The following is a 23795-nucleotide window of genomic DNA, read 5'->3' as shown; positions in this document are numbered from 1 at the left end:
CTTCGCTGCTTCTTAATGAACTCTGCCCCGAAGGCGTGATGCGTATTCTACTCATCTGCACCTCCTTGTCAAATACTTTTTTCCTTTTTTTTATTTTATTTATCCAGCGTGCTTTTTTAATAAGCGAACTTTTAGGAAAGTGCTTATTGCCCGGCTGGGATAAAATAAGGTTGAGTAGAGAAAATACTGCAGAAGGGTTGTTAATTCTTAATTTTTAATCCTTAACTTCTTAAACTTTACTGCATTATCAATGCTTTTATAGCACCCTAATAATATATAGACTTTGCTCTTTATTTTGTCAAGCTGATCAGATAAAAATTGTAAATAAATTCATCTTCCTTATATTATTATAGTCCTTCTTTAAAGAGGCTGTCCTGCTAGGTAAAACTATTAATTAAATCGCCTTTTAGCTTTGCGTCAAGCAAACTTTTGCAAAGCGTCTTTTTCCTATCTGCATAATATAGGTTTCATTAGGGCTTAATACTAAAGAAGGGTTACTAATTCGCTCATTATTAATCCGTACCGCACCCTGACCAATTAACCTAATAGCTTCTGAAGTACTTTTGGTCAAATTTAATTGCTTAAGAATTTGCGCAATGGTTAAATTTTCTAAGTACTCAAGTCTTTGCTCTTTTAAATCTTGTGGTATCTCACCTTTTTGGAACTGTTCTATAAAAGCTAGATGTGCCCGCTCTGCCTGATCTTTGTTATGGAAACGAGTAATAATCTCTTTAGCAAAATCTATTTTTACATCACGCGGATTTAGACCTTGCGCTACTTCTGTTTTCAATTTATTGACATGTTCAATTGAGTTAAAGCTCAGTAAATCTATATAACGCCACATTAATTCATCAGAAATAGACATTATCTTGCCAAACATACTCTCAGCGGGCTCTGTAATCCCTATATAATTATTTAGAGATTTAGACATTTTCTTAACGCCATCTAATCCTTCGATTAAAGGTGTCATAACGATGACTTGTGGTTCTAAGCCGTAATGCTTTTGTAATTCTCGTCCCATTAGCAAATTAAATTTTTGATCAGTACCGCCTAACTCAATATCAGCCTTTAAAGCGACTGAGTCATAACCTTGCACTAAAGGATAAAGAAATTCATGAATTGCGATAGGTTGTTCTGCTTTGTATCGCTTATTAAAATCATCACGCTCTAACATTCTTGCTACTGTTGATGTTGCAGCTAGGCGAATTAAGTCTGCAGCATTCATTTTGCCTAGCCATTGAGAATTATAAGTAACAATTGTTTTATCTGGATCTAGTATTTTAAATACTTGTTGCTGATAAGTTTTAGAATTTTCTAAAATAGTTTCTTGGCTTAATGGTACTCGGGTTACATTTTTACCGGTGGGATCACCAATCATTGCAGTAAAGTCACCGATTAAAAATACAATTTGATGACCTAACAATTGAAATTGACGCAACTTATTTAGTAAGACGGTATGTCCTAGATGTAAATCAGGCGCCGTAGGATCAAAACCTGCTTTAATAATTAATGGTTTATTTTTAGCTAACTTTGTTGCAAGTTCTTGTATTGGAATAATTTCTTCACATCCTCTTTGTAGCTCTTCGCTCACTGTTTCTGCAATAAACATACACGTAAAACCTTTTAATGATTGACCTGACTTCTTACAGCGGGTATCTTAGCCCGGTTATTACATTCTCGCTAGAGGACAAACACGCTGTTAGGATTTAATGATGAATGCTCTAAACCAAACGTGATTTATTATAGCTAATTTGTTAACAAAAATGCTATTAACTGGCTCATAAAGCAATTTGAAATAATAAACCAGGAAGAAATAAATCGATGCTCAAAATAATTAGATGTTGTATATACGCAATCATAACGAACGTTATGTATGATTAAAAAATAATATTTTCGTATGTGGGTATTCGGAAGAGAGGCAAATTATCTGCATGAGCTTTAAATCGACATTAAGGGTATGTGTTTTATTGTTTAGTCACAGCCAAAGTATTTAGTAGGTAGAGTTTTAAAAGAGCGCTACTAAACACTTTAAGAATAAACATAATAAGAGGTATACAAAAATGGCATGGCTCTTCGCATGGATTGTCACCCGGACTTACTTAATTACCATTTTACAGATGATAGTAGTAAAGGCGAAACATGGATCAACAACCCAATGTCTCATTAGATAAATCAAGTAAGCCTTCAAAAATATTGGCGTTAATGGCAATCTTAGTCGCATTTGCATTGCCTTTTATTTTAGTAAAAACATTTCATAATAAACAAAAACCACCTTCTAATGATCACGTTAATTTACCCTTACCTAGCATAGAACCTGTAATAGAAGAAACAGCTAAGCCGGCAGAACCGTCGCCAGAATCACCTATCGATACACCTGCAGAGGTTGCCGTCAATCCAACCGAGATAGAAAAATCTGCTTCATCGCCCACAACTGATAGAGATGCCGCTAAACCCCCGCCGTTAACAGCACCGCCTAAACAAGTAGTAACTGAAATAAAACACTCTGCATGGCAAATTGTCAAAACACGTGAGCGTGACTCGCTAGCTAATGTATTTAGCCGAGTTGGTTTAAGTGCTAAAACACTACATACCATTATGCAAGATGTTACACAAAAACAAGCGCTAACTAAGTTAAAGCCAAATCAGGAGTTACAATTTTTAATTAAAAATCAACTTTTAGAAAAAATGATTCTTCCCTATACTGATACCCAGTATTTAGTTATTTATCGCGATAACAAACACTATAAAAGTGAAATTAAATTACGTAAGATGAATAGCTATAATCATTTCTTGACAGCAACTATTAAAGGCTCTTTATACACTACTGCAAAAAGACAAAATATTCCCTATAAATTAATTCAACAAATGACAGAAATTTTCACTTGGGATATTGATTTCGCTAAAGACGTCAAAACAGGTGATCAATTTACAATTATGTATAAAGCATTCTATGTCGAAAATAAGCTAGTAGGTACAGGGGATATTATTGCTGTTTCTTATAGAAATGGTAATAAAACTTTTCAAGCAATTCGCCATACTACACGCTCAGGACAAACAGACTATTATACGCCACAAGGGACAAGCTTAAAAAAAGCGTTTACCCGTTATCCTTTGAAATTTAGCCATATTAGTTCCACTTTTAGCTTAGCTCGTTATCATCCTGTTTTACATTATACTCGTGCTCATAAGGGGATTGATTTAGCAGCTCGAATTGGCACGCCCATTCAAGCGACCGGTGATGGTCGAATAGAGATTATCGGCCGTCAAAATGGTTATGGCAATATGATTAAAATTAATCATAATAAACAATTTAGCACCATCTATGGGCACATGCTAAAATTTCAAAAGGGATTAAGTAAAGGCGATTTCGTTAAACGTGGGCAAATTATCGGTTATGTCGGTCAGACAGGGTTAGCTTCAGGCCCTCATTGTCATTATGAATTCCATATTAATAATCGACCTAAGAATCCAGCGACAGTAGATTTACCTCGCGGTAACCCCATTGCTGGAAAAGAATTAGCAACGTTTCGCTCGAAAGCAACCACACTGCTTGCGCAGTTAAAACTTTTTGAAGAAGCTCGACTTGCCAGCGTTACGAAAGAAGGATTAGCTAAAACTAATTCTAGTAAAGCTTAATCTTTATAATTATTTTAAGTACAGTTAAATAAATAGAAGTCGGCAAACCATAACACTTGCTATAACCCCGGCTAAATCAGCAAGAAGACCTGCAGCGATAGCGTGTCGTGTTCGTTTAATACCAATAGCGCCAAAATAAACGGCAATAACATAAAAAGTTGTTTCTGTGCTTCCCATCATAGTTGCTGCAGTTTTAGCAATAAATGAATCGCCACCATGTTGATGAATTAACTCAGCCATAATACCGGTGGCTGCACTACCAGAAAAGGGCCTTATTATTGCTAAAGGCAATAATTCCGTAGGCATTCCTAATTTTCCTAATAAAGGCGACAGTAAAGTATTTAATAGTGTAAAAAAACCAGATGCTCTTAACATACCAATGGCAACAATCATAGCAATTAAATAAGGCATAATATTTACACTGGTTTCAAAACCTTGCTTAGCTCCTTTTACAAAAGCGTCGAAAACGTTAATCTTTTTAATAGCAGCGTATAACGGTATACCTGCAACAAAACTTAAAAACAGGCCATTAGATAACTGATTAATAAGATTAATCATGCGCTTTTAACTCCTTTATTTGATAAACAGGAAGGCGTGCTAACCATTTCACAGCCACAATGGCAACAAGTGTGGAACAAATTGTTGCAAGTAGAGAACTAATGATAACGCTACTAGGATGCAAGCTACCATTAGCAGCGAGAAAGGCAATAGCCGTAGCAGGAATTAATTGTACGCTAGATGTATTAATTGCCAGAAAGGTACACATGGCATTGGATGCTTCATCTACATGAGTGTTTAAGCGTTGTAATTCTTTCATCGCTCTTAAACCAAAGGGAGTTGCTGCATTAGCAAGCCCTAACATATTAGCAGCAATATTTAATATCATAGCTCCCATTGCAGGATGTTCAGCAGGCACATCTGGAAATAAAGGACGCATAATAGGCTTAAGTAGGCGGGCAAATTTATTCACCAAGCCAGATTCGGCTGCTATTTCCATAATGCCTAACCAAAATGCCATAATGCCAGCTAAACCTAGTGCAATTTCAAAACCGAGCTTGGCTGAATCAGTGACCGCCTGCACAACCTGATCAAGGCGCCCTTGAATCATACCTACAATGACTGAAAGCAAAATCATACTTAACCATATTACATTCAGCATTCTTGCCCTCCAGATTTATCCTAGGTAAACTTGTTTACTTTAACTCTTCTTTGTAAAGATATGCCACTTACCTATCAATCAAAGTTTAAATACGTTGCTTTCTTGATTATTTTACTCATTTCTCTGCCGTTAGCTGCAAATGATATGGCAGAACAAGAAGCTAATGTAGCTATTAAGCAACTATACCATACCCTAAACAACAACATAAAATTGGATATGCCTTCCCGTATTGAGAAAATTAGTGCTTCTTTTCTAGGTAAGCCTTATATATTAGGCTCACTTGGAGAAGGAGCAACAGCCTTATTTGATCAATTTCCTCAATATCGTATTGACGGTTTTGATTGTGAAACTTATGTAACCACAGTAATTGCTTTAGCGCTTGCTAATCAATTGGATGATTTTACTCAATGTTTAAAGAAAATTCGTTACCATCAAGGTCAAGTTGATTACTTAACTCGGAATCATTTTACAGGTCTTGATTGGAATACTAACAATCAGCGACAAGGTTTTATTAAAGATATAACCGTTACCTTCAAAGATAAGAATAATAAACCTATAGCGCAAGTAGCAACAGCTTTAATAGATAAACCAGCCTGGTATCAATATAAGTCCCTAGAAACTATCCGTTTAAAACAACATGATGATAAGGAACAAGCAAAACGGCTCGATAAATTAAAGAAAATGGGTGGCCAACTTTCACGTAGTAAAGAACAGGTGCCCTATTTACCCCTTACAGCTTTTTTTAATGATGAAGGTAAGCCTAATTACGCCTTATTTAATCAGATTCCTAACGGAGCAATTATTGAAATTGTTCGGCCTAATTGGGATTTAAGCAAAAAAATCGGTACTCGGCTTAATATTTCTCACCTAGGATTTGCATTCCGAAAAGATGGCCAACTTATCTTTAGGCAAGCTTCTTCTGAATATGGCAAAGTTGTTGATGTTTCCTTAATTAGCTATTTAAAAAAAGCGACAGAAAGTCCCACGATTAAAGGTATTAATGTACAAATCATTATACCTAGAGAGCCATTAAATAATGGTTGCAGTTTATCTAAATAATTAGACTACTTTTTATCCGGAAGATATCTAAATTAAGCTTCTGATTGCGAAATTAGAAGCAATGCTTAATAATGGAAAAATTCACTTGTACAAGGAGTGGGGATGTTAAGTAGGTTCTTTTCCCAACAGTTAACTGTATTGAGCCTTATAACTCTAGTATTTATTAGTGGTTGCTCCCGTTACGAACCACCCTATAATAATTTTCAACCCTATAATCGTGTTGGTCGGGATTTTGCTGTTGGCGCAACTGCCGGTACTATTTTTGGCGCTGTTGTCGGTGGGACAGCCAGCACAACGCTCGCCGGTACTGCCATTGGTGCGGCCACTGTAGTTGGACATGGCCTTTATAAAAACAGTAAGCAATATATGTTAAGAGAGCTACAACGAGCAGATGTTCAATATATTAAATATGGCGATACAACGACATTAATTGTACCTACTGACAGGTACTTTCGCTTTAATTCACCTAGACTCAATGAGCTTTGTTACCGGGGATTAATGCTTATTGCCAGCGTCATTAAAATGTCTTGCCCTGTTGGCCCCGTTTATGTCGCTGGTTTCACCGATGATGTAGGTTCTCGTTATCATAAAAAGACGCTTACTCAAGCACGAGCAGAAGCCATGTTAACATTTTTATGGGCGAATAATATCCATGCTAGGCGCCTAAACGCTGAAGGCTACGGTGATAAATATCCAGTATCGGATAATCAGTTAATTCATGGCAGCGCGCAAAATCGTCGATTAGAAATTCAGTGCGCAAATACACCTATTATTTCTGCGCCGCCGGCCTATGTTGGAATGACAAAATAAAATTTTAACAGTGACTGGCTTTTAAATAACAACACTGTTAAGGTAGAGCCATACTTAATAAACTGGATCAATAATAAGAAGGATTTTTTACTAAGTAGTAGATATATGGTTAGTTGAGAGTTAAATGAATTTAAAGTTTATTGGTGGCGTCCTGCTTATTGTTGGTACATCTATTGGTGGCGGAATGCTAGCATTACCTGTTGCAACAGCAGCAGCAGGTTTTTGGTCCTCATCAATTTTTTTACTGTTATGCTGGGCTATAATGACTCTCGGTGCTTTATTTATTTTGGAAGCTAATTTATATTTACCCCCTGGTAAACATATGGTTTCTATGGCAGCTGCAACACTTGGTAATTCAGGTTTGTTAGTTGCTTGGTTAAGCTATCTTTTTTTGCTCTATACTCTCTTATCTGCCTACATTTCAGGTGGCGCAGATGTTATGGGTAGCCTGTTTTCTCAGGTTGGCATTTCTCTAAAGGAATGGCAAAGCAGCCTTTTATTCACTCTTTTATTTGGTTCAGTTGTTTATAGCGGCATACAAAAAGTCGATTTATTAAATCGAGCTCTTATGTTTGGCAAACTAGCTGTTTATTTGATTTTAGTTATTCTAATTGCACCACATGTTCATATGTCAAATTTAGCAGATGGCAATTACCGCTATATTAGTGCGAGTATTATGATTTTAATTACCTCATTTGGATTTGCCATTATAGTACCTAACTTACGAGATTATTTTAATGATGATCTTATTACTTTGCGAAAAGTCATTTTAATTGGCTCATTAATACCCTTAATTTGTTATTTAGCTTGGAATGCGGTTATTATTGGCTCCTTACCTTCGCAAGGTGATAAAGGACTAGCTGCTTTAATGCAAAGTGAGCATACTACCAGTGATTTAGCAGGCGTATTATCTACTACAGTAAAAAGTACAACAATCAATACTTTTTTTAATTTCTTCACCTCTATTTGTATGTTAACTGCTTTCCTAGGTGTTGCGCTTTGTTTAATTAGCTTTCTAGCCGATGGTCTTAAAGTAGAGCAAAAAGGCCGCAGCGGGTTATTACTATTTATTTTAACCTTTCTACCTCCGCTGCTAATTGTAATCTATTATCCAGGAGCCTATATTCATGCCCTCAATTATGCTGGAATAATTTGTGTTATTTTATTACTTCTTCTTCCAGCTTTAATGGTAGCGTATGGTAGAAAAAAGTTTACTGGGCGATACCAAGTGTTAGGCGGTCCTTATACTCCTTGGGCCATCGTAATTATTTCAATACTTCTTTTGCTTAATGCCATAACACAGTTGTTTTGATTATAAGTATTACTTAGGAAACAGTAATAAGTAGATTGACAATATAACAAATAAAAGATAGGATGTTGATTTAATGTTAAACAAAGAGATTAGTTTTGTGTCAAAGTCGAAGTTCATTGGAGGGACCTTATTAATAGTAGGGACTTCTATTGGTGGCGGGATGTTAGCATTACCTGTTTCAACAGCGGGTGCAGGATTTACAAATTCAATCTTTTTTTTAATATTCTGTTGGCTCATTATGACTATTGGCGCTCTACTAATTTTAGAAGTTAATTTGCGCCTTCCAGCTGGTAGTAATATGGTGTCTATGGCTAAATCTACTCTTGGTTTACCCGGACAAATTATCGCTTGGATTACTTACTTATTTTTACTTTATACACTTCTATCAGCTTATATTTCAGGCGGTAGCGATGTTTTTAATGGTCTATTACAGCGAGTAAATTATAATTTACCGGCCTGGATGACATCTTTGTTATTCACCTTCTTTTTTAGTTTAGTCGTTTATGCAGGCATTAGTGTTGTTGATTATGTTAATCGAGGGCTAATGTTCGGTAAATTAGGTATTTATTTATTGCTAATTATTATTATTAGCCCACATGTTGATCTTAGTTCATTAAGAGGCGGATCAGCGCAAGCTATCACCGGAAGCTTAATGATTTTAGTTACATCATTTGGTTTTGCATCAATTGTTCCAAGCTTAAGAGATTATTTTAAAGATGATATTACAAACTTAAGACGAGTAATCCTTATCGGTTCACTCGTTCCTCTTGTTTGTTATATTATTTGGGATGCTGTTATTATGGGTGTGGTCCAGAGGGACGGTGAAAATGGACTTTTAGCTCTTATGAATAGTGGCCATGCTACCAGTGGGCTTACTGAATCATTAAGTAGTGTTGTACATAGTTCTTGGATTACAGGTTTTTTTGGGTTTTTTACCTCTATTTGTATGATCACAGCTTTTTTAGGTGTATCAATAGGTTTATTCGATTTTTTAGCTGACGGATTGACGCTAAAGAAAACGGGCATACAAGGCAAATGGGTACTAGCCCTTACTTTTATTCCGCCCTTAGCAATTGTCTTAATAAATCCTGGTATTTACTTACACGCATTGAGTTATGCAGGCGTATGCTGCGTTGTACTTTTACTGCTGCTTCCTTCTGTAATGACCTGGCGCGCCCGTAAATTAGATGCAAACCAAAACTTACAAATAGTACCTGGTGGTAACTTTACATTAATTTTAGTTATGATTATTGCAATATTATTGCTTACGATTGCTGTTTAAACTTAAAAAGCTGCTTTAGAGCAGCTTTCTTTAGCTAAGCCCTAAATTATATTAATAAGGTTTAAATCATTTTTATGCCGTTAAGACTTGGCTTTCTAAAAAACTGGGCTCAAACATATCTTCTAAAGTGAGAAAATCGCACCAATAAGTTTGCAAAAATGATAGCGCTTTAAAACCCATTTCTACATTTTTATTTATTAATTGATCCAATAAAAGGACTAATTTCATATCTTGAGTCTTATCAAACGTTTTAAGAGGTACAGCTGAATCCGCAATCATCTTAGCAAACTGTCTATTGAAACAGTCTGCTAACATTTTTGGTGCTGGCGTATTACCATCAAAGATACGATGATCACCGCTTAGTGAAACAGGAAGCAAATCCTGCTCTTCAAATTCCTTACTGACCTTATTCCAAACTAATTTACGCTCTACTTCTAGTAGTGTCCATTTCATTGATTCATTACGACGTAGAGGCGATTTACATTGGACATACCCACAATTACCAATATTACTTACTGAAACTACTGGACTGCCTATAACTGGAAATCCATAAACATCATTGACATACTCATAGGCTGCATTCTCAACCAAAGCTTGAATTTGCTCATCACTTTTTTCTAATGCCTCTCTGCGCTTATAACAATAAACCATCATTTTTAAAGCAGCACGGATTTTCCCTGTTAACTCTTGGAAAGTCAGTAGGTGGCAATTTTCAAAAACTATAGTACCCACATGGTCGCCACAGTCAGGTAATTTAACAACTAAGCCCGTATAAGCACCTTGACTTCGATATAATCGCTTATAGCTCAGATAATGACGATGTGGATCATGCTCTAATAAAAGTAAGCTTACCGCTTGTAGCATAAGTACTGTCACCGTCTCAGCTGGATATTTTTTGTTAAAAAAATCTAGGCAATTAATATTGATATTAAAATGGCCAACCATGGTAGGATCTGTTGGATTATCCCACTGGGTCATGAGTACCTTACGAAGAGGGGACATTTCAATTTCTTGATTTTTTTTATTATAAGTTCTTATTTTCGGCAATAAAGCTTCCATAAATTGCATATGGTATTGCCAATCTTGACTAGGCTCTAACCCTAACTTAGCTAATTGCTCTCTATGCTTTTTACTTAATGATTCAATGAAGCTGATACTACCTTGCACATTTAATAGCGCTAAGAGAGAAACGATATATTTATGCTGCATAAATAGATTAGTAAATAGCTGCTCTTCTAAGAAGGCAAGCTTCTCTTTAACCTCTTCTAGATTAGGTAGCCCAATGCTCTTATATAAAACGGCTTCACATACATGGCGGTGCTCATCTTCGATAATGGTATCAAACACCTTAGGTGCAATACCTGCTCGTTTTAAACTATAAAAAATTTCTTCAATCCATCCCTCACCAACTAAATTAAGTAATACAACTGCTGTTCTAGGACATTCTTCACTTCTAATAAAGTTACAAATGACTTCAATATTAGAATTATAAGGCGGAGGAAAAGCATACGGTGCGCAAAGCATATATAAAATTTTGGTAAATACAATGCCATGGAAAATTTCATCTAAAAGCTGTAGTCGCATTCGCTTTTTATGCGTTCTCGAAATCATTTTACTTTCAAATTTTAAAGGGACTTGAATAGCAAGAACCTCTAACTGCGCTAAGAGAGAAAAGGCATAAATATATAAAAGTTTATCTTGCTTGACTTCAAAAGGTAAACCGTCTTGGAATAATTTATCAACTCGCGACTTAATTAATTGCTTTTCTTTGGCTGTAATTTGCTCCCAGCCTTCTAAAATCCACTGCTCAGACCCCCAAGAAGGCCTAAGCAATTCAGTAAGCTCATCCACACTTGTCACCTAAAAAACTTGATAAAGCAATCATACATATAGCGTACTTAAAGCGTCAACCATTGTTTATTTTACTTAACATTATCTTTGCAATCTTCTTATTAAGAAGGTTTATTTTGCCGATATTAAATGCTATTTTCCTGAAAAAATAATAAAAATCTAAGTAGTGGTAACTAGTTTATTGTTAGTTTATAAATTCTCACCACTAGTACCAAACTTATACTTAGTTTTTCTTGAGATAAATTAGTTAATATGACAAAAGTTAAGCCTTTTCTTAAATGGGCTGGTAGTAAGTTTCGCTGCCTTGATACTATCCTTTCTGTACTTCCTGAAGCTAAGCGTCTAATAGAGCCTTTTGCTGGCTCTGGCGCTATTTTTATTAATTCTAATTATTCTAATTATCTACTAGCAGAACAAAACCAAGATCTTATTCTTGTTTTTCAAACATTACAGCAAGAAGGATTAGGCTTTATAAACTACTGTGAGCAATTTTTTATCCAAGGAAATAATTCAGCTGACCGCTATTATCAATTAAGAGAACAGTTTAATCACTGTAAGCGCTCACGATTAAGAGCCGCTTTATTTCTCTATTTAAATCGACATGGTTATAATGGCTTGTGTCGCTACAATAAAAAAGGAATATATAATGTTCCTTTTGGGCGCTATACTAAACCTTATTTCCCACGCGCAGAAATGTTATTTTTTTACCAAAAAAGCCAAGCGGTAAAATTTTTACAGGGCGATTTTAGAGCAACTTTTAAGCTTGCAGAACCAGGCGATATTATTTATTGTGACCCGCCTTATGTACCGTTATCGTCTAGTGCAAACTTCTCCTCTTATACCCAATTTAAATTTAGTGAGCAGGATCATATAGAGCTTGCACAATTAGCAAAATACAGTGCCACACAAGGAATTACCGTTATTGTTTCTAACCATGATACAGCATTTACCCGATATCATTACCAAGACAGTAATATCATTTCTTTTCCTGTTAAACGCTTTATCAGTTGCCAATCATTAAACCGTAAACCTGCTCAGGAGCTTATGGCTATTTTTAAAGGTTATTCATAAAGCTAATAAACTGGCTTTCGAAGTATTCACTTAAACTGTATTTGAACGAAAATCTTTCATAAAAAATGCTAATATCGTCACTAATAATAATGAAATGGGTAGAACTGATAGAGCTAATTGATAATCAACAACGGTATAAATATGCTCGCCAGCAATAACGTTACTGTCCCCAAACATATCAAGCAATTTACCAACTAAAGGCTGAAAGATAACACCACCTAAGGTTACAATCATATTAACTGCTGCAAAAACAGTTCCTGATAGCTGAGCACCACTGTTTTCTTTGGCCATGATAAAAACAATAATTTCAGTGGAGCTAAAGACACCATATAAAAACAGTAATACATTAAGAGCAAAGTAAGATAGGCCTGGATAATACAACACTAAACTTATACAAATTAAACCCATAATAGCGCCGACTACCAATGGCAGTACACGCCGCCCACTTTGATCTGATAAATAACCTACTAAAGGAGCCCCTACAGCCCATCCTAAGAACATGGCTGAAACAGTTTTTGCAGCCTCAACCTTTGTTAAGTGATGAGCTTGCTCTAAGTAACTTTTACCCCATAGCTCACCGAAAACAGATAAGGAAGTATAAAGACATGCGCCCACAAACCCAATTAACCATACCTGTGGCGAAGATAGCACATGCCACACTTTCTTAAAAAATTCTGGCAAAGGATAACCATGCTTTCTATGACCAGTTGGGCCATCTCGTACTACAAGAGAAATAACTATTGTTAAAACAGCACCAATGATTATCATTAAACGAAGGACATGTAGCCAGCCAAAATCAACTGCAATATCCGTAATTTTCACTTCCCCATAAACTAGTCCTAACATTCCTAACGTTGTTATCAATCCGGCCATTAAGGAAAAATATTTTTTTGGTAACCAGCTCAATGCTAAAGATAAAACGCCAACAAATGCAAAAGAAGACCCAAAACCAACTAAAAATCGACCGCATCCAGCGACTAACATTGATGATATATCAGTAAACATCCATGAACCGAGAGTGCAACATAAACAAGCAAATGTTAATAACTTATGTGGCCCGTACCGATCCATTAGCATGCCTACAGGTAATTGCATTGGCGAATAGGCAAAATAGTAAAAAGCCGACAATTGTCCAAAAGTGGTTGCTGAGATATGACCAAAAGCAGCGCTCAATTCACTTTGAAGCGCGCCAGGTATAATCCTTAGAACAAATTCATAACAGTAAAAGAATGCGCCTACTGCACAAACAAGACTACCAAAAATAGCTTGGCTTTTACTGACAGTTTTAATCATTTGTAATTGCATAAGTCTCTTTCAAAAAAAAGGTTAAAATAGCAGCGATAATAATACCTAATGGAATTATCGATAATGCAAATTGATAATCATCGGCGGTGTAGATATTCTGAAGTTTATCAAAACCTAATTTATCCGTAGATACTACTATATTTGCATGAGAAGCCAGACTAAAATCTAACAATCGGCCTACTAAAGGCTGTAAAAACATGGCACCAAACATAACTATCATGTTTGTCAAAGCCATAGCCGTCCCAGCTGCTTTATTTGGACTAAGTTCCCTGCCAACGGCAAAAACAATACATTGTGCACTATATAGAAGGCCTAAAATAAACATTAGGATTTCAACACTTAATTCATTTAGATTAGGCATATAAAGTACAACCATCATAATGATAGCCGCACCTGAGGCGCCAATTAATAAAGGTAGTTTACGTCTTTTTATTTTATCTGAAATAAAGCCCATCAAAGGCGCACCAATAGTAAAGCCAAGGAAAAGAAGTGAGTTGGCAAAATCAGCGCTGGCAGATGTTAGATGATGGGCATGTTTTAAATAAGGAATGCCCCATAGCTCAGCAAAAACTGTCGTCGGTAAATAAACCAAGCAACCAATAGCGCCGTTTATCCACATTTGCTTATTTTTAATAATGATTCCAAGATCAGTCATACTTTTACGAAAGCTGGAAATAGTTCCACTAGAGCCTGCTGTTTTACTTTTATCGCGAATACCAAACCATAATACAAGTGCTAGAAATAAGCCAAAATAAGCCGTTAGCTCGACTGTAGAACGCCAACCAATTTTAGTTACAAATTCACCTAATAAGTTATCCCCCAACATAGCACCAATTGTGCCTAATGCTGCAGCAAGACCTGACACTAAGGCTAGCTTATCTTCTGGTAACCAAATAGTGGCTAATTTTAAAACCCCTACAAAGGCAAAAGCAGACCCAAAACCAACTAAAAAACGACCTAATGCTGCTACCCAGAGAATAGGCGTACTTGCAAATAGAAAAGTCCCAACAGCGCAAACAAGGCAAGCAAAAGTAATTAAACGCCTGGGACCAAAACGATCTAATAATACGCCAACAGGCACTTGCATGGGAACATAAGCGTAATAATAAAATGCTGATAAAAAACCAAAACCTGTTGCAGATAAGTGAAAATGGGCACGCAATGCAGGCTCCATCACACTGGGCGATATTCTTAATAAATATTCATAACTGTAATAAATAGCGCCAAGCCCGCAAATTAACCAAGCACTGAGAAAATACCTTTTACTATTACTATTATTACTATGCAAAATAAGCTCCTTAACGTGAGGTTAAGTACCATATCCCTTGGTTTAAAATCAAATTATATTAATACTGTTAGCCTTCCAGCTAATTACGGTTGTATAGAGCGGCTTACACCACTTGCTATTGCTGCTTTTGCTACAGCTTGAGTTACTCGTTCTCTTAAGCGAGGATCAATGGGCTTTGGAATAATATAGTTAGGCCCAAATTCCCATTCTGAAACACCAGGATAATTATCTTTAACAATTTGCGGCACAGGTTCTAAGACCAATGACCGAATTGCATCAACTGCTGCAATTTGCATCGTCCGATTAATGCATGTAGCGCGAACATCAAGTGCGCCACGAAAGATATAGGGAAAACAAAGTACGTTGTTAACTTGATTAGGATAATCACTACGGCCAGTTGCAATAATAAGATCATTACGAATCTGGTGAGCAAATTCTGGTTTAATTTCTGGATCAGGGTTAGATAAAGCAAAGATAACAGGTTTGGCTGCCATTAAGTTTAAAAGATCGGCACTCAAAAGATCCGGTTTAGCAACGCCAATAAATACATCAGCGCCTACTAAGGCGTCTGCAAGCGTACGCTTATCTGTTGTGCGAGCAAAAGCAAATTTATAAGCATTTAAATCTTCTCGACCTGCATGGACAATGCCCTTAGTATCAAGGAGATAAATATTTTCTTTACGTGCTCCTAATGCCACTAGCAACTGCATTGAAGCGATACCAGCTGCTCCTGCACCAATACATACTATACGTGCATCTTTTAGAGATTTATTTTGTAAATCTAAGGCATTGAGTAAGCCTGCGGCAACGACAATAGCTGTACCATGTTGATCATCATGAAAAACAGGAATATCTAATTGCTCCATGAGCGCTCTTTCAACTTCAAAACATTCTGGCGCCTTAATATCTTCCAAATTTATACCGCCAAAGGTTGGTGAGATACGCTTAATTGTTGTAATAAACTCCTGTGGATTTGCAGCCTCAATTTCAATATCAAACGCGTCAATGTCAGCAAATCGTTTAAATAATACTGCTTTTCCTTCCATCACAGGCTTACTTGCTAAAGCGCCTACATCCCCTAGTCCAAGAACGGCTGTACCATTTGTAATAACCGCAACTAAGTTGCCTTTAGAGGTATAGCGAAATGCATTATCTGGATTTTCTACTATTGCTAATACAGGTTCAGCAACACCTGGCGTATACGCTAACGATAAATCGTCTTGCGAATTAGTCGGTTTCGTAATATGCATACCAAGTTTTCCTGGTGTTGGAAATTCATGATAATGCAGTGCACGTTGAGCTAATAAATTTTTATCCAATGTGCTTACTCTCTTTTCATTGAACTCAGCGAAAAATCATATAGAAAAATAATAAATATGAACAGTCATTTTCAGGAAAAAGGCACATTTTATTGTGCCTTTAAAAGTGTATGTAAATATAACATACAAGAAACAGCTAATTTTTTACATTAGTGATTCAATTTTTGATCATAAAAGCTATTTCAATTAACACTATTTGAGTAAACTATGTCTACTTACGTAGATAAATTACTATGCTAAGTACGTTCGGCTTCACGTTTTTTGTACCGATCACGGAATTTTTGTACGCGACCACCTGTATCAACAAGCTTTTGCTTGCCAGTATAAAAAGGATGACATTCTGCGCACACTTCAACACTTAAATCGTGACATAAGGTTGAGCGTGTTTCAAAAGAATGGCCACAACTACAAGTAACTTTAATAGTTTCATATTTAGGATGAATTGAAGCTTTCATAGACGTATCTCTCTTACAAATCGAATATCGCCACCTGAACCTATGTCGGGCACCATACTCTTAATAAATGACGGCAGAGATTAGCAGAAATGGCATTATAAATCAATTTTTCAAAATTGTTTGCTAAATTAAGCACTAGTTTCTCTAATTGACTATCAGCTCCTCATTATTATAGTTCAATTTTTGCTCAATACTCTCGGGCAGCAGGACAAAAATTGAAGTACTGCTAAATAGGCTGATTTCCCTGCCAGCCAACGTTTCGCAAATAAGTCGTGGTGAGCTATTGGCGGAAGGTTAAATGGCTATTTAATTTAGATCTAGTTCGACTAACACAGGTGCATGATCAGATGGCCTTTCTACTTTTCTCGGAAGTTTATCGATATAAGCAGAAACACAATGTTTTGCTAATTCTGTGCTTAATAATATATGGTCTATGCGTAAGCCACGATTACGTCTAAATCCTGCGGCACGATAATCCCACCAACTAAATAACTTTTCTTCTTGCGGAAAAAGTCTAAAGCTATCATGTAAGCCTAATTCTAATAAAGCGACAAATTGTTGACGCTCTTGGGGACTAACTAAAACACTTCCCTCCCATTCAATGGGATCATGGACATCTTTATCCTCTGGCGCAATATTAAAATCGCCAACTACAGCAAGCTTAGGATAGTTTATTAATTCCTGACGAATATAGGCGTTCACCTTGCTTAGCCAGTTCAACTTATAGTGATACTTATCGCAGCCTACGGCTGCGCCATTAGGTACATAAAGATTAATTAATCGTAACTCTCCAATCGTGGTGATTAAGATGCGCCGTTGCGGATCATTAAAGTCGGGTATATCTTTTATAATATCCTTAATGGGCTGCCGACTTATAATAGCAACGCCATTATAAGTTTTCTGTCCAGAATAAACCGTGTAATATCCCCGCTCCATAAAAACCACATGAGGAAAATTTTCATCGGGAAGCTTAGTTTCCTGCAGGGCTAAAATATCAATTTGATTCTCTTCAAACCAAAGTAATACTTGTTCAAGTCGAATTTTAAGTGAATTTACATTCCAAGTGGCTAGTTTAAGCACACCAATCTCCTTGATAATCAATAATTAATGGTGCATGATCTGACCAGCGGTCTTCACGATGAATAGCGACTCGATATACACTATCGATTAAACCTGGGGTAATAACTTGATAGTCAATCCGCCACCCAACATTTTTCTCCCAAGCCCTACCTCTATGAGACCACCAAGTGTATTGCTCCTGCTCTTGATTAATTAACCGAAAAGCATCAGCAAATCCTAATACACCAAATAGCTCATCCATCCAGGCCCTCTCTTCTGGTAAAAAGCCAGAATTTTTTTGATTACTTCGCCAATTTTTAAGATCGATTTCTTTATGAGCAATATTATAGTCACCACAAATAATTAATTCTTTTCCTTGCTGCTTTAATGTAATTAAATGCTCTCGAAAATGCTTGAGAAAATTAAACTTAACTTCCTGACGCAGAGCGCCACTTGTTCCAGATGGCAAATACAGTGAAACAACACTTAATTTAGGGTAATCAAATTGGATGTATCGTCCTTCTTGATCACAAAAATCAAATCCCAATCCTTTTATAACAGCATGAGGTTTATTACGAGCATAAATAGCAACGCCACTATATCCTCTCTTTTGGGCATCATAATAGTCGCAATGATAACCACAGGGATAATAAGTTACATCAGATAATTGGTGAATTTGAGCTTTTGTTTCCTGAATACAAATGAAATCAGCCTCTTGCTGAGTTAACCACTCATAAAACCCCTTCCGGGCTGCTGATCGGATGCCATTGGCATTAAAAGTAATTACTCTCACAGTGACGCTCTTAGATGTTTAATTAATACAATTAAGCTTAACCGAAGAAGTTCTCATGCCTTGTTTGTAGAAACGCTTAACAATCTGTTAAGAAGTAATAATAAATTAGCATAGATTCCCATAGGCTTTATAAGCAGGCAAACTATAACAACATCTATTTAAGGAGTAAATGTAAGATATTTCTTGAGTTAGAAATATACTAATTAAGGCTCATTTAACATAGAAGAATCTTCATCTTTGCTATTGGGTTTAATATAATTGGCGGGTTTTAAATTAGAAAAATCAATAGTATCTGATACCTTATCAAAAATAAGCGTAATAAATTTTAATTTTTCAATTTTTAAAGGTTGGCCATTAAGCACTGAAATTTGATAACTTAAGGTCTCTTTAACCAGACTAGGATTAGCAATAATTGCACGAACGCTTTGTTGTCCATTTGCCGTCACCATCATAAGAACGGCCTGCGGTGGGTTATCAGAAAAATTGTTTCTTAAAGTTTGATTACGCCAAAGGGAGATGAAGTTCTCTAAGGCAATCAAACCAGTACTTTTTCGACTAGGCGTAAAATAAATAATGTAGTTAGCTGGCTTTTTTAAATTTAACATATAGTGGTTTTTATGCAGGGGCGCTATATCAGCATCTGATGATGTAAGAAAAAGCAATGAATTATTGGATAGAGCAGAAACACAGCTGCTTAACCCAAACAGTAAAAGCGCCATGATTGTCTTCATTATCGTCCTGTATTATTTTCTAGCCTATTTATTAGCTTAAGTTCCTAATGCAATGCTTAGTTCTACTAATTAGCCTTCCCTTCAACAAGCTTACTCTCTTCCTTAATTTTCTGAATCTTCATTAAATTAATATAGTTATTAAGTTCCTTTTTCTTCACAACCCAGATATTGGCTATCTTTTCAAGAGCTGTATAAATATTAATAATACGCATCATCTGCTCTTTCATCTTTTCTAAGACATTTAACTTTGTAGTTAAATCAATAATAGCTTGCTCTTCTTTTACTATTTCTTTCTTTGTTTTTTCAGCTTCTTCATCACGTAAGAAAAGTTTGTAATTACTATAAGCATAGGACAAGGCGTAATAAATTGTTAAAGAGACCGCAATACTAAATTCAATTAGCCGAGCACTTGGATTTCTTAGCGCTTGAGCGAGTGAATGTAGACCTAGTTCTCTAGCTAAGTTAGGTCCACCGGCAAGAAATACGAACATAGAGGCAAAGCCCCCCATTAAGGTTGGGATAACACCTGCAATTAGCGCTAATAAGTTTTTTCTTACCCACGATTTTTGTTTAATAAAAGGATCCCGCTTGTTAACAGGATTTGATAAAACTTGTATAAAGGAGCTGTTATCATCAGGTAGAGATAAACTCCAACCTTTCTTTTCCATTAAATCAACAACAGAAATATCGCCATCAGCATTAGTAATCCAATGAGTAGTTAATAACCCATTTAAGTTATTTATAATTTCATTAAGTCTATCGCCATAAAACTCATAAATGCTTTCTGATTTTACTTCCTCGCATTTCTTGTGAATTACAAAACATAAATCATTAATCCAATCAATAAAATCGCTATTTTCATTAAAATCACAATAATCGAGCGATGGATTACGACCTACGCTAGGTGTATTTTTGTAAAGATAGTTAAGCGAATGATTAAGGTATTTAGTTATTGACTCAATCTGTTCTTGCTTTCTATTTAAAATCAAGCGAGTAACATGTAATTGGACGTTAAGGATTTTCTGGGTATTAACTGCTGATTGCGCATTTTGTGCTGTTAGTTTAAAACTAAAGTATCCTACTAAGCTGCCTGTTAAAAGCGCAATAGATGTAATACCTGCAAGGATAATAAAAGAATTAAGATGAAGATCCATAAAACCTGAGAAACCCATCCAGGCGCCAAAGGTACTGGTAATAATACAATTAAGGACTAAGGCGACATTACCTGATTTTTCTCTACCATCAGATTGAATATTATTGCGTTGAGTAAAATTAAGAGAGCCTAATTGCAATAAGCTTTTAAATTGTCTTTTATTTAGGTTTTTCTTTAAATGAGCTTCGCCTAAACGTAAATGACCCAAGAGAATTTCAAGCTCAACAATATTTAAATCTTCTAAATTAACAACAGCCATTTTATACAACTAGCTTAATTGATTAAGTAATCAAAATAAAACAACAGTTTAACATAAAAAGAAACCTAATTTACAATGAATAATAAATTGTTAACTTATTAAGCTTAAATAAAATCTTAGCTTTTAAAATTATAGACATTATCAATCTAAGTAATTAATTGTAGCAACCTTCTATCCCTCTATCTACATACCGCGACTTGTTCGCGGTATGTAGGTGTAAAGATATGTTCTATTGACAGCAGTATCGTCTTGGATGCCGTGATCAAGCCGTAAGTTGCAATCGAATGTTAACAACTAAAAGCTACTTAGGTTCTTGTCTTGCAAGTAATTTCAGGGCAATAGAACCGAGCCGCTTACCTAACTGTTTAGCTAATACCATCTCATCCTCACTAATTGGGTAACTATTATCGATTCCTGCAACATGAGACATACCATATGGGCTACCGCCTGTTTTAGTTGTATTTAACACAGGCTCAGTATAAGGAATACCAACAAGGATCATGCCATGATGAAATAGCGGAAGCATCATACTTGTTAGGGTCGTTTCTTGGCCGCCATGAATAGTAGAGGTTGATGTAAAAACACAAGCTGGTTTATTAGCTAGCTCACCTGTGAGCCATAAAGCCGTCGTGCTATCTAGGAAATACTTAAGTGGCGCTGCCATATTGCCAAATCTCGTTGGACTGCCTAATGCAAGCCCACTACAATGCTGTAAGTCTTCTAAGGTAGCATAGGGCGCGCCCTGCTCAGGTATTGCTTTTTCTGTTGCCTCACAAACCGTGGATACAGGTGGTACTGTTCTTATCCGGGCTTCAATTCCTGCGACACTTTCTACTCCTCGAGCTATGTATTGCGCTAATTGTGCTGTTGCGCCATTTCTTGAATAGAATAAAACAAGAATATAGGGCTTCATTATACTTTATTTCCTTCCTCTTTAATGCTAAAAGCCTGATAAATTATAACGATATTATAATACTCTGTTAACTTTGTTATATGACTATTAAAGTAATAAATATCCATAATATTGCTTTAAGCACAATAATAGCAATTAATTTTTAGAGTAGCCCGTGTCGCAATTTTTTTACTAATATGAATCATAAATTAAGTTAAATCTTAGCCTAAATCGTTTTCATTTATTTCTATATGCTTAGTTAGAATCCTTACATTAATGGCCTAAAGTTAATTTTAAACTTACCAAGCCACCTATTGTCGTGTTGATATTTTTCCATATAAGTCCATAAATAATGTCTCTAGTTATCACTCCTCTTTGGTAATAGGTAACTTGAAGGAAATTTGGTCTATAAGAATAATTTCTAGTTTAATCTTTGCTTAACATAAAAGTGTTATACTTGTAATTATTTAAATCTAGTTGTTCATTATGAAATCAAAAGCAACATTATTTTTTACACCTGCAGACTCTGTCAACTGTAATCATATGCAAGGCTCGCCTTTAGATGAGATCAAAAAATACATTGACGCTCAAATTGAGTATAATGAAATCTTATTAAAGCAATTACAAGAAAGTGAAAATAAGCATGAAGCCTTTGAAATTATTGTGTCAAATTGTATAAGTTTATCTGAAATGCCCCAATCTTATACTTTACCTAATGATGATATACTAGAAGACATGAAACAAGGCTTTATAGGAGACATACAGAGAGATATAAAAGTTTACGAAAAACTTAAGGCGCAGTTAAATATAACTGATATCCAAAATGTAGATCATTTGTATTTAATCATTAATTTTGCCTACCAAGAGAATAAATTATTTGCTTTTAACACAAAGCCAGAGGGACTCAAACAAATATTTTCTTATGTTTATGGTAAAGATGCCGCAAAAAAGATTAATAGGGCCATAATAGATGCAAGGAGCTCCAAGTCTCCCCTGCTGACTGAAGCAAATACTTTAAAAGAAATGCTAGACATTTTAGTGCCTTATGTTAGCCAACATAGCCAACGGTTCAAAGATGATGCACAAATCACCTTAACAAAGAATTACTCCGTTTCAATCGCCCTAGGTGAAAGCGAGCATAGACCAAGTATTTATAAAAGATTGTGTAGCTTCTTAGATAAAAACCCTGATAATGTTGAAGCTCAAGCTTTAAAAAGAGAATATTTAGAGATCATAAAGGTCCTAAATAAAACAAAAACCGTATCTACAGATATGTGTGATATCTATAGAGAGTTATTTGAAAACTTGCAAGCTAAATATCAGATAGAAGATAAGATAACAATCTTTTTACGTGCAATCATTCAAAAGAAACTTTTAGAACAATCGTCTGATACTACAAAATATACAGAAAGTCAGTTGATACCGTCGCCAATAACGAATACAACAGTAAGGAGACCAGACTCTACTCCACATGTAAGTGAATTACATGAGAAAGAACAATCATCCACCTCTTTAAGTCCCATACTAACTCAGGATGAGCTGCCTAAAACAACAGCAGAGCAAATAGAACCGTCTCTATCGCCGGAAAATCCGAAAGTAGATATTAAAAATAAACATCACTTAACAAAGACTAATGAACTTGATGACTTTAGTACAACTTCATCACAGCTAGGCAAAGAGGAGGAAGGAAATGGGCAAGAAACAAGAGAAGACCAACTAGGAAATGAAAAAGAAGAAAAAGGATTAGAGAGTAATGAAAAAATAGACGGCGAGCAAAGTAAGTCTTCTTATAATGACTACCAACTCTTTCCTAAAAGTAAGAAAAAGAAAGCCAGAGCGCCTGCTAGTTCTTCAGTAGAGTCTAAGGTAGAAAATAAGCATAATACCTTAAATCTTAATAAAGAGCATCAAGACACTTTTAGAAAAATATGGTCATCGAAAGTAAAACACAACGCTAAAGGTGACCATGAGACAATTGATTTAAGGGCGCTGATTAGTCTTTTGCATAAACTCGGAGGAACATTAGAGACTACCGGGAGAAACCGAACCGTTTTGAAAATAAAAAATATTTATGCCCATCTATTAGTGCCTGCGGAGAAAGTAGAGGGCTGTAATACAGCGTCTGTGAAAATGCATGGTGGGGGGCATCGCAGTAAGCGCAGCCAAAATAGTGATAGCGCAGCACCTGGCTATCTTGTCGAGCAGACTCGAAAGGCTTTGGAGCGAGCAGGTTATACACCAGTTAATTTAGGTCTTATTGATGCTCAAACTACTAGTGAGACTTTGGTATATCAATATAATAGTTAACTTAATTTTAATTCTACTATTTAGGCAACATCCCTAAAGTTATTTTCAGGCTGC

General features: G+C 35.8%; 21 protein-coding genes. 8 read left to right on the top strand and 13 right to left on the bottom strand.

The genetic code is table 11. The features are described from left to right. Positions 1 to 218, top strand: a 218-nt coding sequence (locus tag ACQUW5_RS05760) for a hypothetical protein (protein ID WP_444990255.1), incomplete at its 5' end; no start/stop codon positions are given. A 188-nt stretch (positions 219 to 406) separates the two neighbouring features. On the opposite strand, the gene tyrS is transcribed toward ACQUW5_RS05760, so the two are convergent. Beyond that, positions 407 to 1609 (bottom strand): tyrosine--tRNA ligase, encoded by a 1203-nt coding sequence (gene tyrS / locus ACQUW5_RS05755; protein ID WP_444990254.1) that lies wholly within the window; start codon positions 1607 to 1609, stop codon positions 407 to 409. 530 nt (positions 1610 to 2139) lie between these two features. On the opposite strand from tyrS, the gene ACQUW5_RS05750 reads away from it, so the two are divergent. After that, positions 2140 to 3636 (top strand): M23 family metallopeptidase, encoded by a 1497-nt coding sequence (locus tag ACQUW5_RS05750; protein ID WP_444990253.1) that lies wholly within the window; start codon positions 2140 to 2142, stop codon positions 3634 to 3636. 24 nt (positions 3637 to 3660) lie between these two features. Here the strand turns inward: ACQUW5_RS05750 and ACQUW5_RS05745 are convergent, their stop codons facing one another. Together ACQUW5_RS05745 and ACQUW5_RS05740 are read right to left on the bottom strand one after the other, a co-directional pair. Beyond that, the gene (locus ACQUW5_RS05745; RefSeq protein WP_444990252.1) at positions 3661 to 4194 is read right to left on the bottom strand and encodes a spore maturation protein; all 534 of its coding nucleotides are present in this window, start codon (positions 4192 to 4194) and stop codon (positions 3661 to 3663) included. After that, positions 4187 to 4795 carry a nucleoside recognition domain-containing protein gene (locus ACQUW5_RS05740; RefSeq protein WP_444990251.1) on the bottom strand — a complete coding sequence of 203 codons (609 nt, stop codon included), beginning with the start codon at positions 4793 to 4795 and terminating at the stop codon, positions 4187 to 4189. The genes ACQUW5_RS05745 and ACQUW5_RS05740 overlap by 8 nt, the downstream gene beginning before the upstream one ends. A 30-nt stretch (positions 4796 to 4825) precedes the next feature. Here ACQUW5_RS05740 and ACQUW5_RS05735 point away from each other — a divergent pair, with 30 nt between their 5' ends. The 4 genes from ACQUW5_RS05735 (at position 4826) to ACQUW5_RS05720 (ending at position 9258) form a co-directional block, all read left to right on the top strand. Continuing rightward, on the top strand, positions 4826 to 5854 hold the full coding sequence (locus ACQUW5_RS05735; protein ID WP_444990250.1) for an N-acetylmuramoyl-L-alanine amidase-like domain-containing protein: 1029 nt from the start codon (positions 4826 to 4828) through the stop codon (positions 5852 to 5854). 102 nt (positions 5855 to 5956) lie between these two features. Then, complete coding sequence (gene cmpA / locus ACQUW5_RS05730; RefSeq protein WP_444990249.1) at positions 5957 to 6664, top strand: C-OmpA-like family protein CmpA; 708 nt, start codon at positions 5957 to 5959, stop codon at positions 6662 to 6664. Positions 6665 to 6788: 124 nt separating this feature from the next. Further along, positions 6789 to 7976, top strand: a complete 1188-nt coding sequence (locus ACQUW5_RS05725) for an amino acid permease (protein WP_444990248.1) — start codon at positions 6789 to 6791, stop codon at positions 7974 to 7976. 97 nt (positions 7977 to 8073) lie between these two features. Next, positions 8074 to 9258: an amino acid permease gene (locus ACQUW5_RS05720; RefSeq protein WP_444990266.1), complete on the top strand. Its 1185-nt coding sequence runs from the start codon at positions 8074 to 8076 to the stop codon at positions 9256 to 9258. Between the two features lie 72 nt (positions 9259 to 9330). Here the strand turns inward: ACQUW5_RS05720 and ACQUW5_RS05715 are convergent, their stop codons facing one another. Beyond that, the gene (locus ACQUW5_RS05715; protein WP_444990247.1) at positions 9331 to 11109 is read right to left on the bottom strand and encodes a hypothetical protein; all 1779 of its coding nucleotides are present in this window, start codon (positions 11107 to 11109) and stop codon (positions 9331 to 9333) included. A 252-nt stretch (positions 11110 to 11361) separates the two neighbouring features. On the opposite strand from ACQUW5_RS05715, the gene ACQUW5_RS05710 reads away from it, so the two are divergent. After that, positions 11362 to 12180 carry a Dam family site-specific DNA-(adenine-N6)-methyltransferase gene (locus ACQUW5_RS05710; protein ID WP_444990246.1) on the top strand — a complete coding sequence of 273 codons (819 nt, stop codon included), beginning with the start codon at positions 11362 to 11364 and terminating at the stop codon, positions 12178 to 12180. Between the two features lie 30 nt (positions 12181 to 12210). On the opposite strand, the gene ACQUW5_RS05705 is transcribed toward ACQUW5_RS05710, so the two are convergent. From ACQUW5_RS05705 to wrbA, 9 genes are all read right to left on the bottom strand, one after another. Next, on the bottom strand, positions 12211 to 13485 hold the full coding sequence (locus ACQUW5_RS05705) for an MFS transporter (protein WP_444990245.1): 1275 nt from the start codon (positions 13483 to 13485) through the stop codon (positions 12211 to 12213). Beyond that, positions 13466 to 14773 carry an MFS transporter gene (locus ACQUW5_RS05700; RefSeq protein ID WP_444990244.1) on the bottom strand — a complete coding sequence of 436 codons (1308 nt, stop codon included), beginning with the start codon at positions 14771 to 14773 and terminating at the stop codon, positions 13466 to 13468. Before ACQUW5_RS05700 ends, ACQUW5_RS05705 begins: the two co-directional genes overlap by 20 nt. Before the next feature lie 83 nt (positions 14774 to 14856). Next, positions 14857 to 16092, bottom strand: coding sequence for a malic enzyme-like NAD(P)-binding protein (locus ACQUW5_RS05695; RefSeq protein ID WP_444990243.1), 1236 nt, complete (start codon positions 16090 to 16092; stop codon positions 14857 to 14859). Between the two features lie 236 nt (positions 16093 to 16328). Further along, positions 16329 to 16547: a 50S ribosomal protein L31 gene (gene rpmE, locus ACQUW5_RS05690; RefSeq protein ID WP_444990242.1), complete on the bottom strand. Its 219-nt coding sequence runs from the start codon at positions 16545 to 16547 to the stop codon at positions 16329 to 16331. 306 nt (positions 16548 to 16853) lie between these two features. Then, a complete protein-coding gene (xth, locus tag ACQUW5_RS05685; protein WP_444990241.1) occupies positions 16854 to 17627 on the bottom strand; it encodes an exodeoxyribonuclease III in 774 nt (257 codons plus the stop codon). Further along, complete coding sequence (locus ACQUW5_RS05680; RefSeq protein ID WP_444990240.1) at positions 17620 to 18399, bottom strand: exodeoxyribonuclease III; 780 nt, start codon at positions 18397 to 18399, stop codon at positions 17620 to 17622. The genes xth and ACQUW5_RS05680 overlap by 8 nt, the downstream gene beginning before the upstream one ends. 203 nt (positions 18400 to 18602) lie before the next feature. Continuing rightward, entirely contained in the window at positions 18603 to 19130 is a 528-nt protein-coding gene (locus tag ACQUW5_RS05675) for a hypothetical protein (RefSeq protein WP_444990239.1), read from the bottom strand. A gap of 65 nt (positions 19131 to 19195) precedes the next feature. Continuing rightward, the gene (locus tag ACQUW5_RS05670) at positions 19196 to 20542 is read right to left on the bottom strand and encodes a hypothetical protein (protein ID WP_444990238.1); all 1347 of its coding nucleotides are present in this window, start codon (positions 20540 to 20542) and stop codon (positions 19196 to 19198) included. 301 nt (positions 20543 to 20843) lie between these two features. Next, positions 20844 to 21458 (bottom strand): NAD(P)H:quinone oxidoreductase, encoded by a 615-nt coding sequence (gene wrbA / locus ACQUW5_RS05665; RefSeq protein ID WP_444990265.1) that lies wholly within the window; start codon positions 21456 to 21458, stop codon positions 20844 to 20846. A gap of 462 nt (positions 21459 to 21920) precedes the next feature. Here wrbA and ACQUW5_RS05660 point away from each other — a divergent pair, with 462 nt between their 5' ends. Then, the gene (locus tag ACQUW5_RS05660; protein ID WP_444990237.1) at positions 21921 to 23741 is read left to right on the top strand and encodes a hypothetical protein; all 1821 of its coding nucleotides are present in this window, start codon (positions 21921 to 21923) and stop codon (positions 23739 to 23741) included. The last annotated feature ends 54 nt before the right edge of the window (positions 23742 to 23795 follow it).

Source organism: Legionella pelazae, assembly GCF_052527395.1.
The sequence above is the reverse complement of the archived record's forward strand: the minus strand, read 5'-3'. Positions and strand labels throughout refer to the sequence as shown.

Coding starts and splice junctions, on each gene's coding strand:
- tyrS (WP_444990254.1), bottom strand. CDS start 1,609: ATGTTTATTGCAGAAACAGTGAGCGAAGAGCTACAAAGAGGATGTGAA.
- ACQUW5_RS05750 (WP_444990253.1), top strand. CDS start 2,140: ATGGATCAACAACCCAATGTCTCATTAGATAAATCAAGTAAGCCTTCA.
- ACQUW5_RS05745 (WP_444990252.1), bottom strand. CDS start 4,194: ATGATTAATCTTATTAATCAGTTATCTAATGGCCTGTTTTTAAGTTTT.
- ACQUW5_RS05740 (WP_444990251.1), bottom strand. CDS start 4,795: ATGCTGAATGTAATATGGTTAAGTATGATTTTGCTTTCAGTCATTGTA.
- cmpA (WP_444990249.1), top strand. CDS start 5,957: ATGTTAAGTAGGTTCTTTTCCCAACAGTTAACTGTATTGAGCCTTATA.
- ACQUW5_RS05725 (WP_444990248.1), top strand. CDS start 6,789: ATGAATTTAAAGTTTATTGGTGGCGTCCTGCTTATTGTTGGTACATCT.
- ACQUW5_RS05710 (WP_444990246.1), top strand. CDS start 11,362: ATGACAAAAGTTAAGCCTTTTCTTAAATGGGCTGGTAGTAAGTTTCGC.
- ACQUW5_RS05705 (WP_444990245.1), bottom strand. CDS start 13,485: ATGCAATTACAAATGATTAAAACTGTCAGTAAAAGCCAAGCTATTTTT.
- rpmE (WP_444990242.1), bottom strand. CDS start 16,547: ATGAAAGCTTCAATTCATCCTAAATATGAAACTATTAAAGTTACTTGT.
- ACQUW5_RS05675 (WP_444990239.1), bottom strand. CDS start 19,130: ATGAAGACAATCATGGCGCTTTTACTGTTTGGGTTAAGCAGCTGTGTT.
- ACQUW5_RS05670 (WP_444990238.1), bottom strand. CDS start 20,542: ATGGCTGTTGTTAATTTAGAAGATTTAAATATTGTTGAGCTTGAAATT.
- ACQUW5_RS05660 (WP_444990237.1), top strand. CDS start 21,921: ATGAAATCAAAAGCAACATTATTTTTTACACCTGCAGACTCTGTCAAC.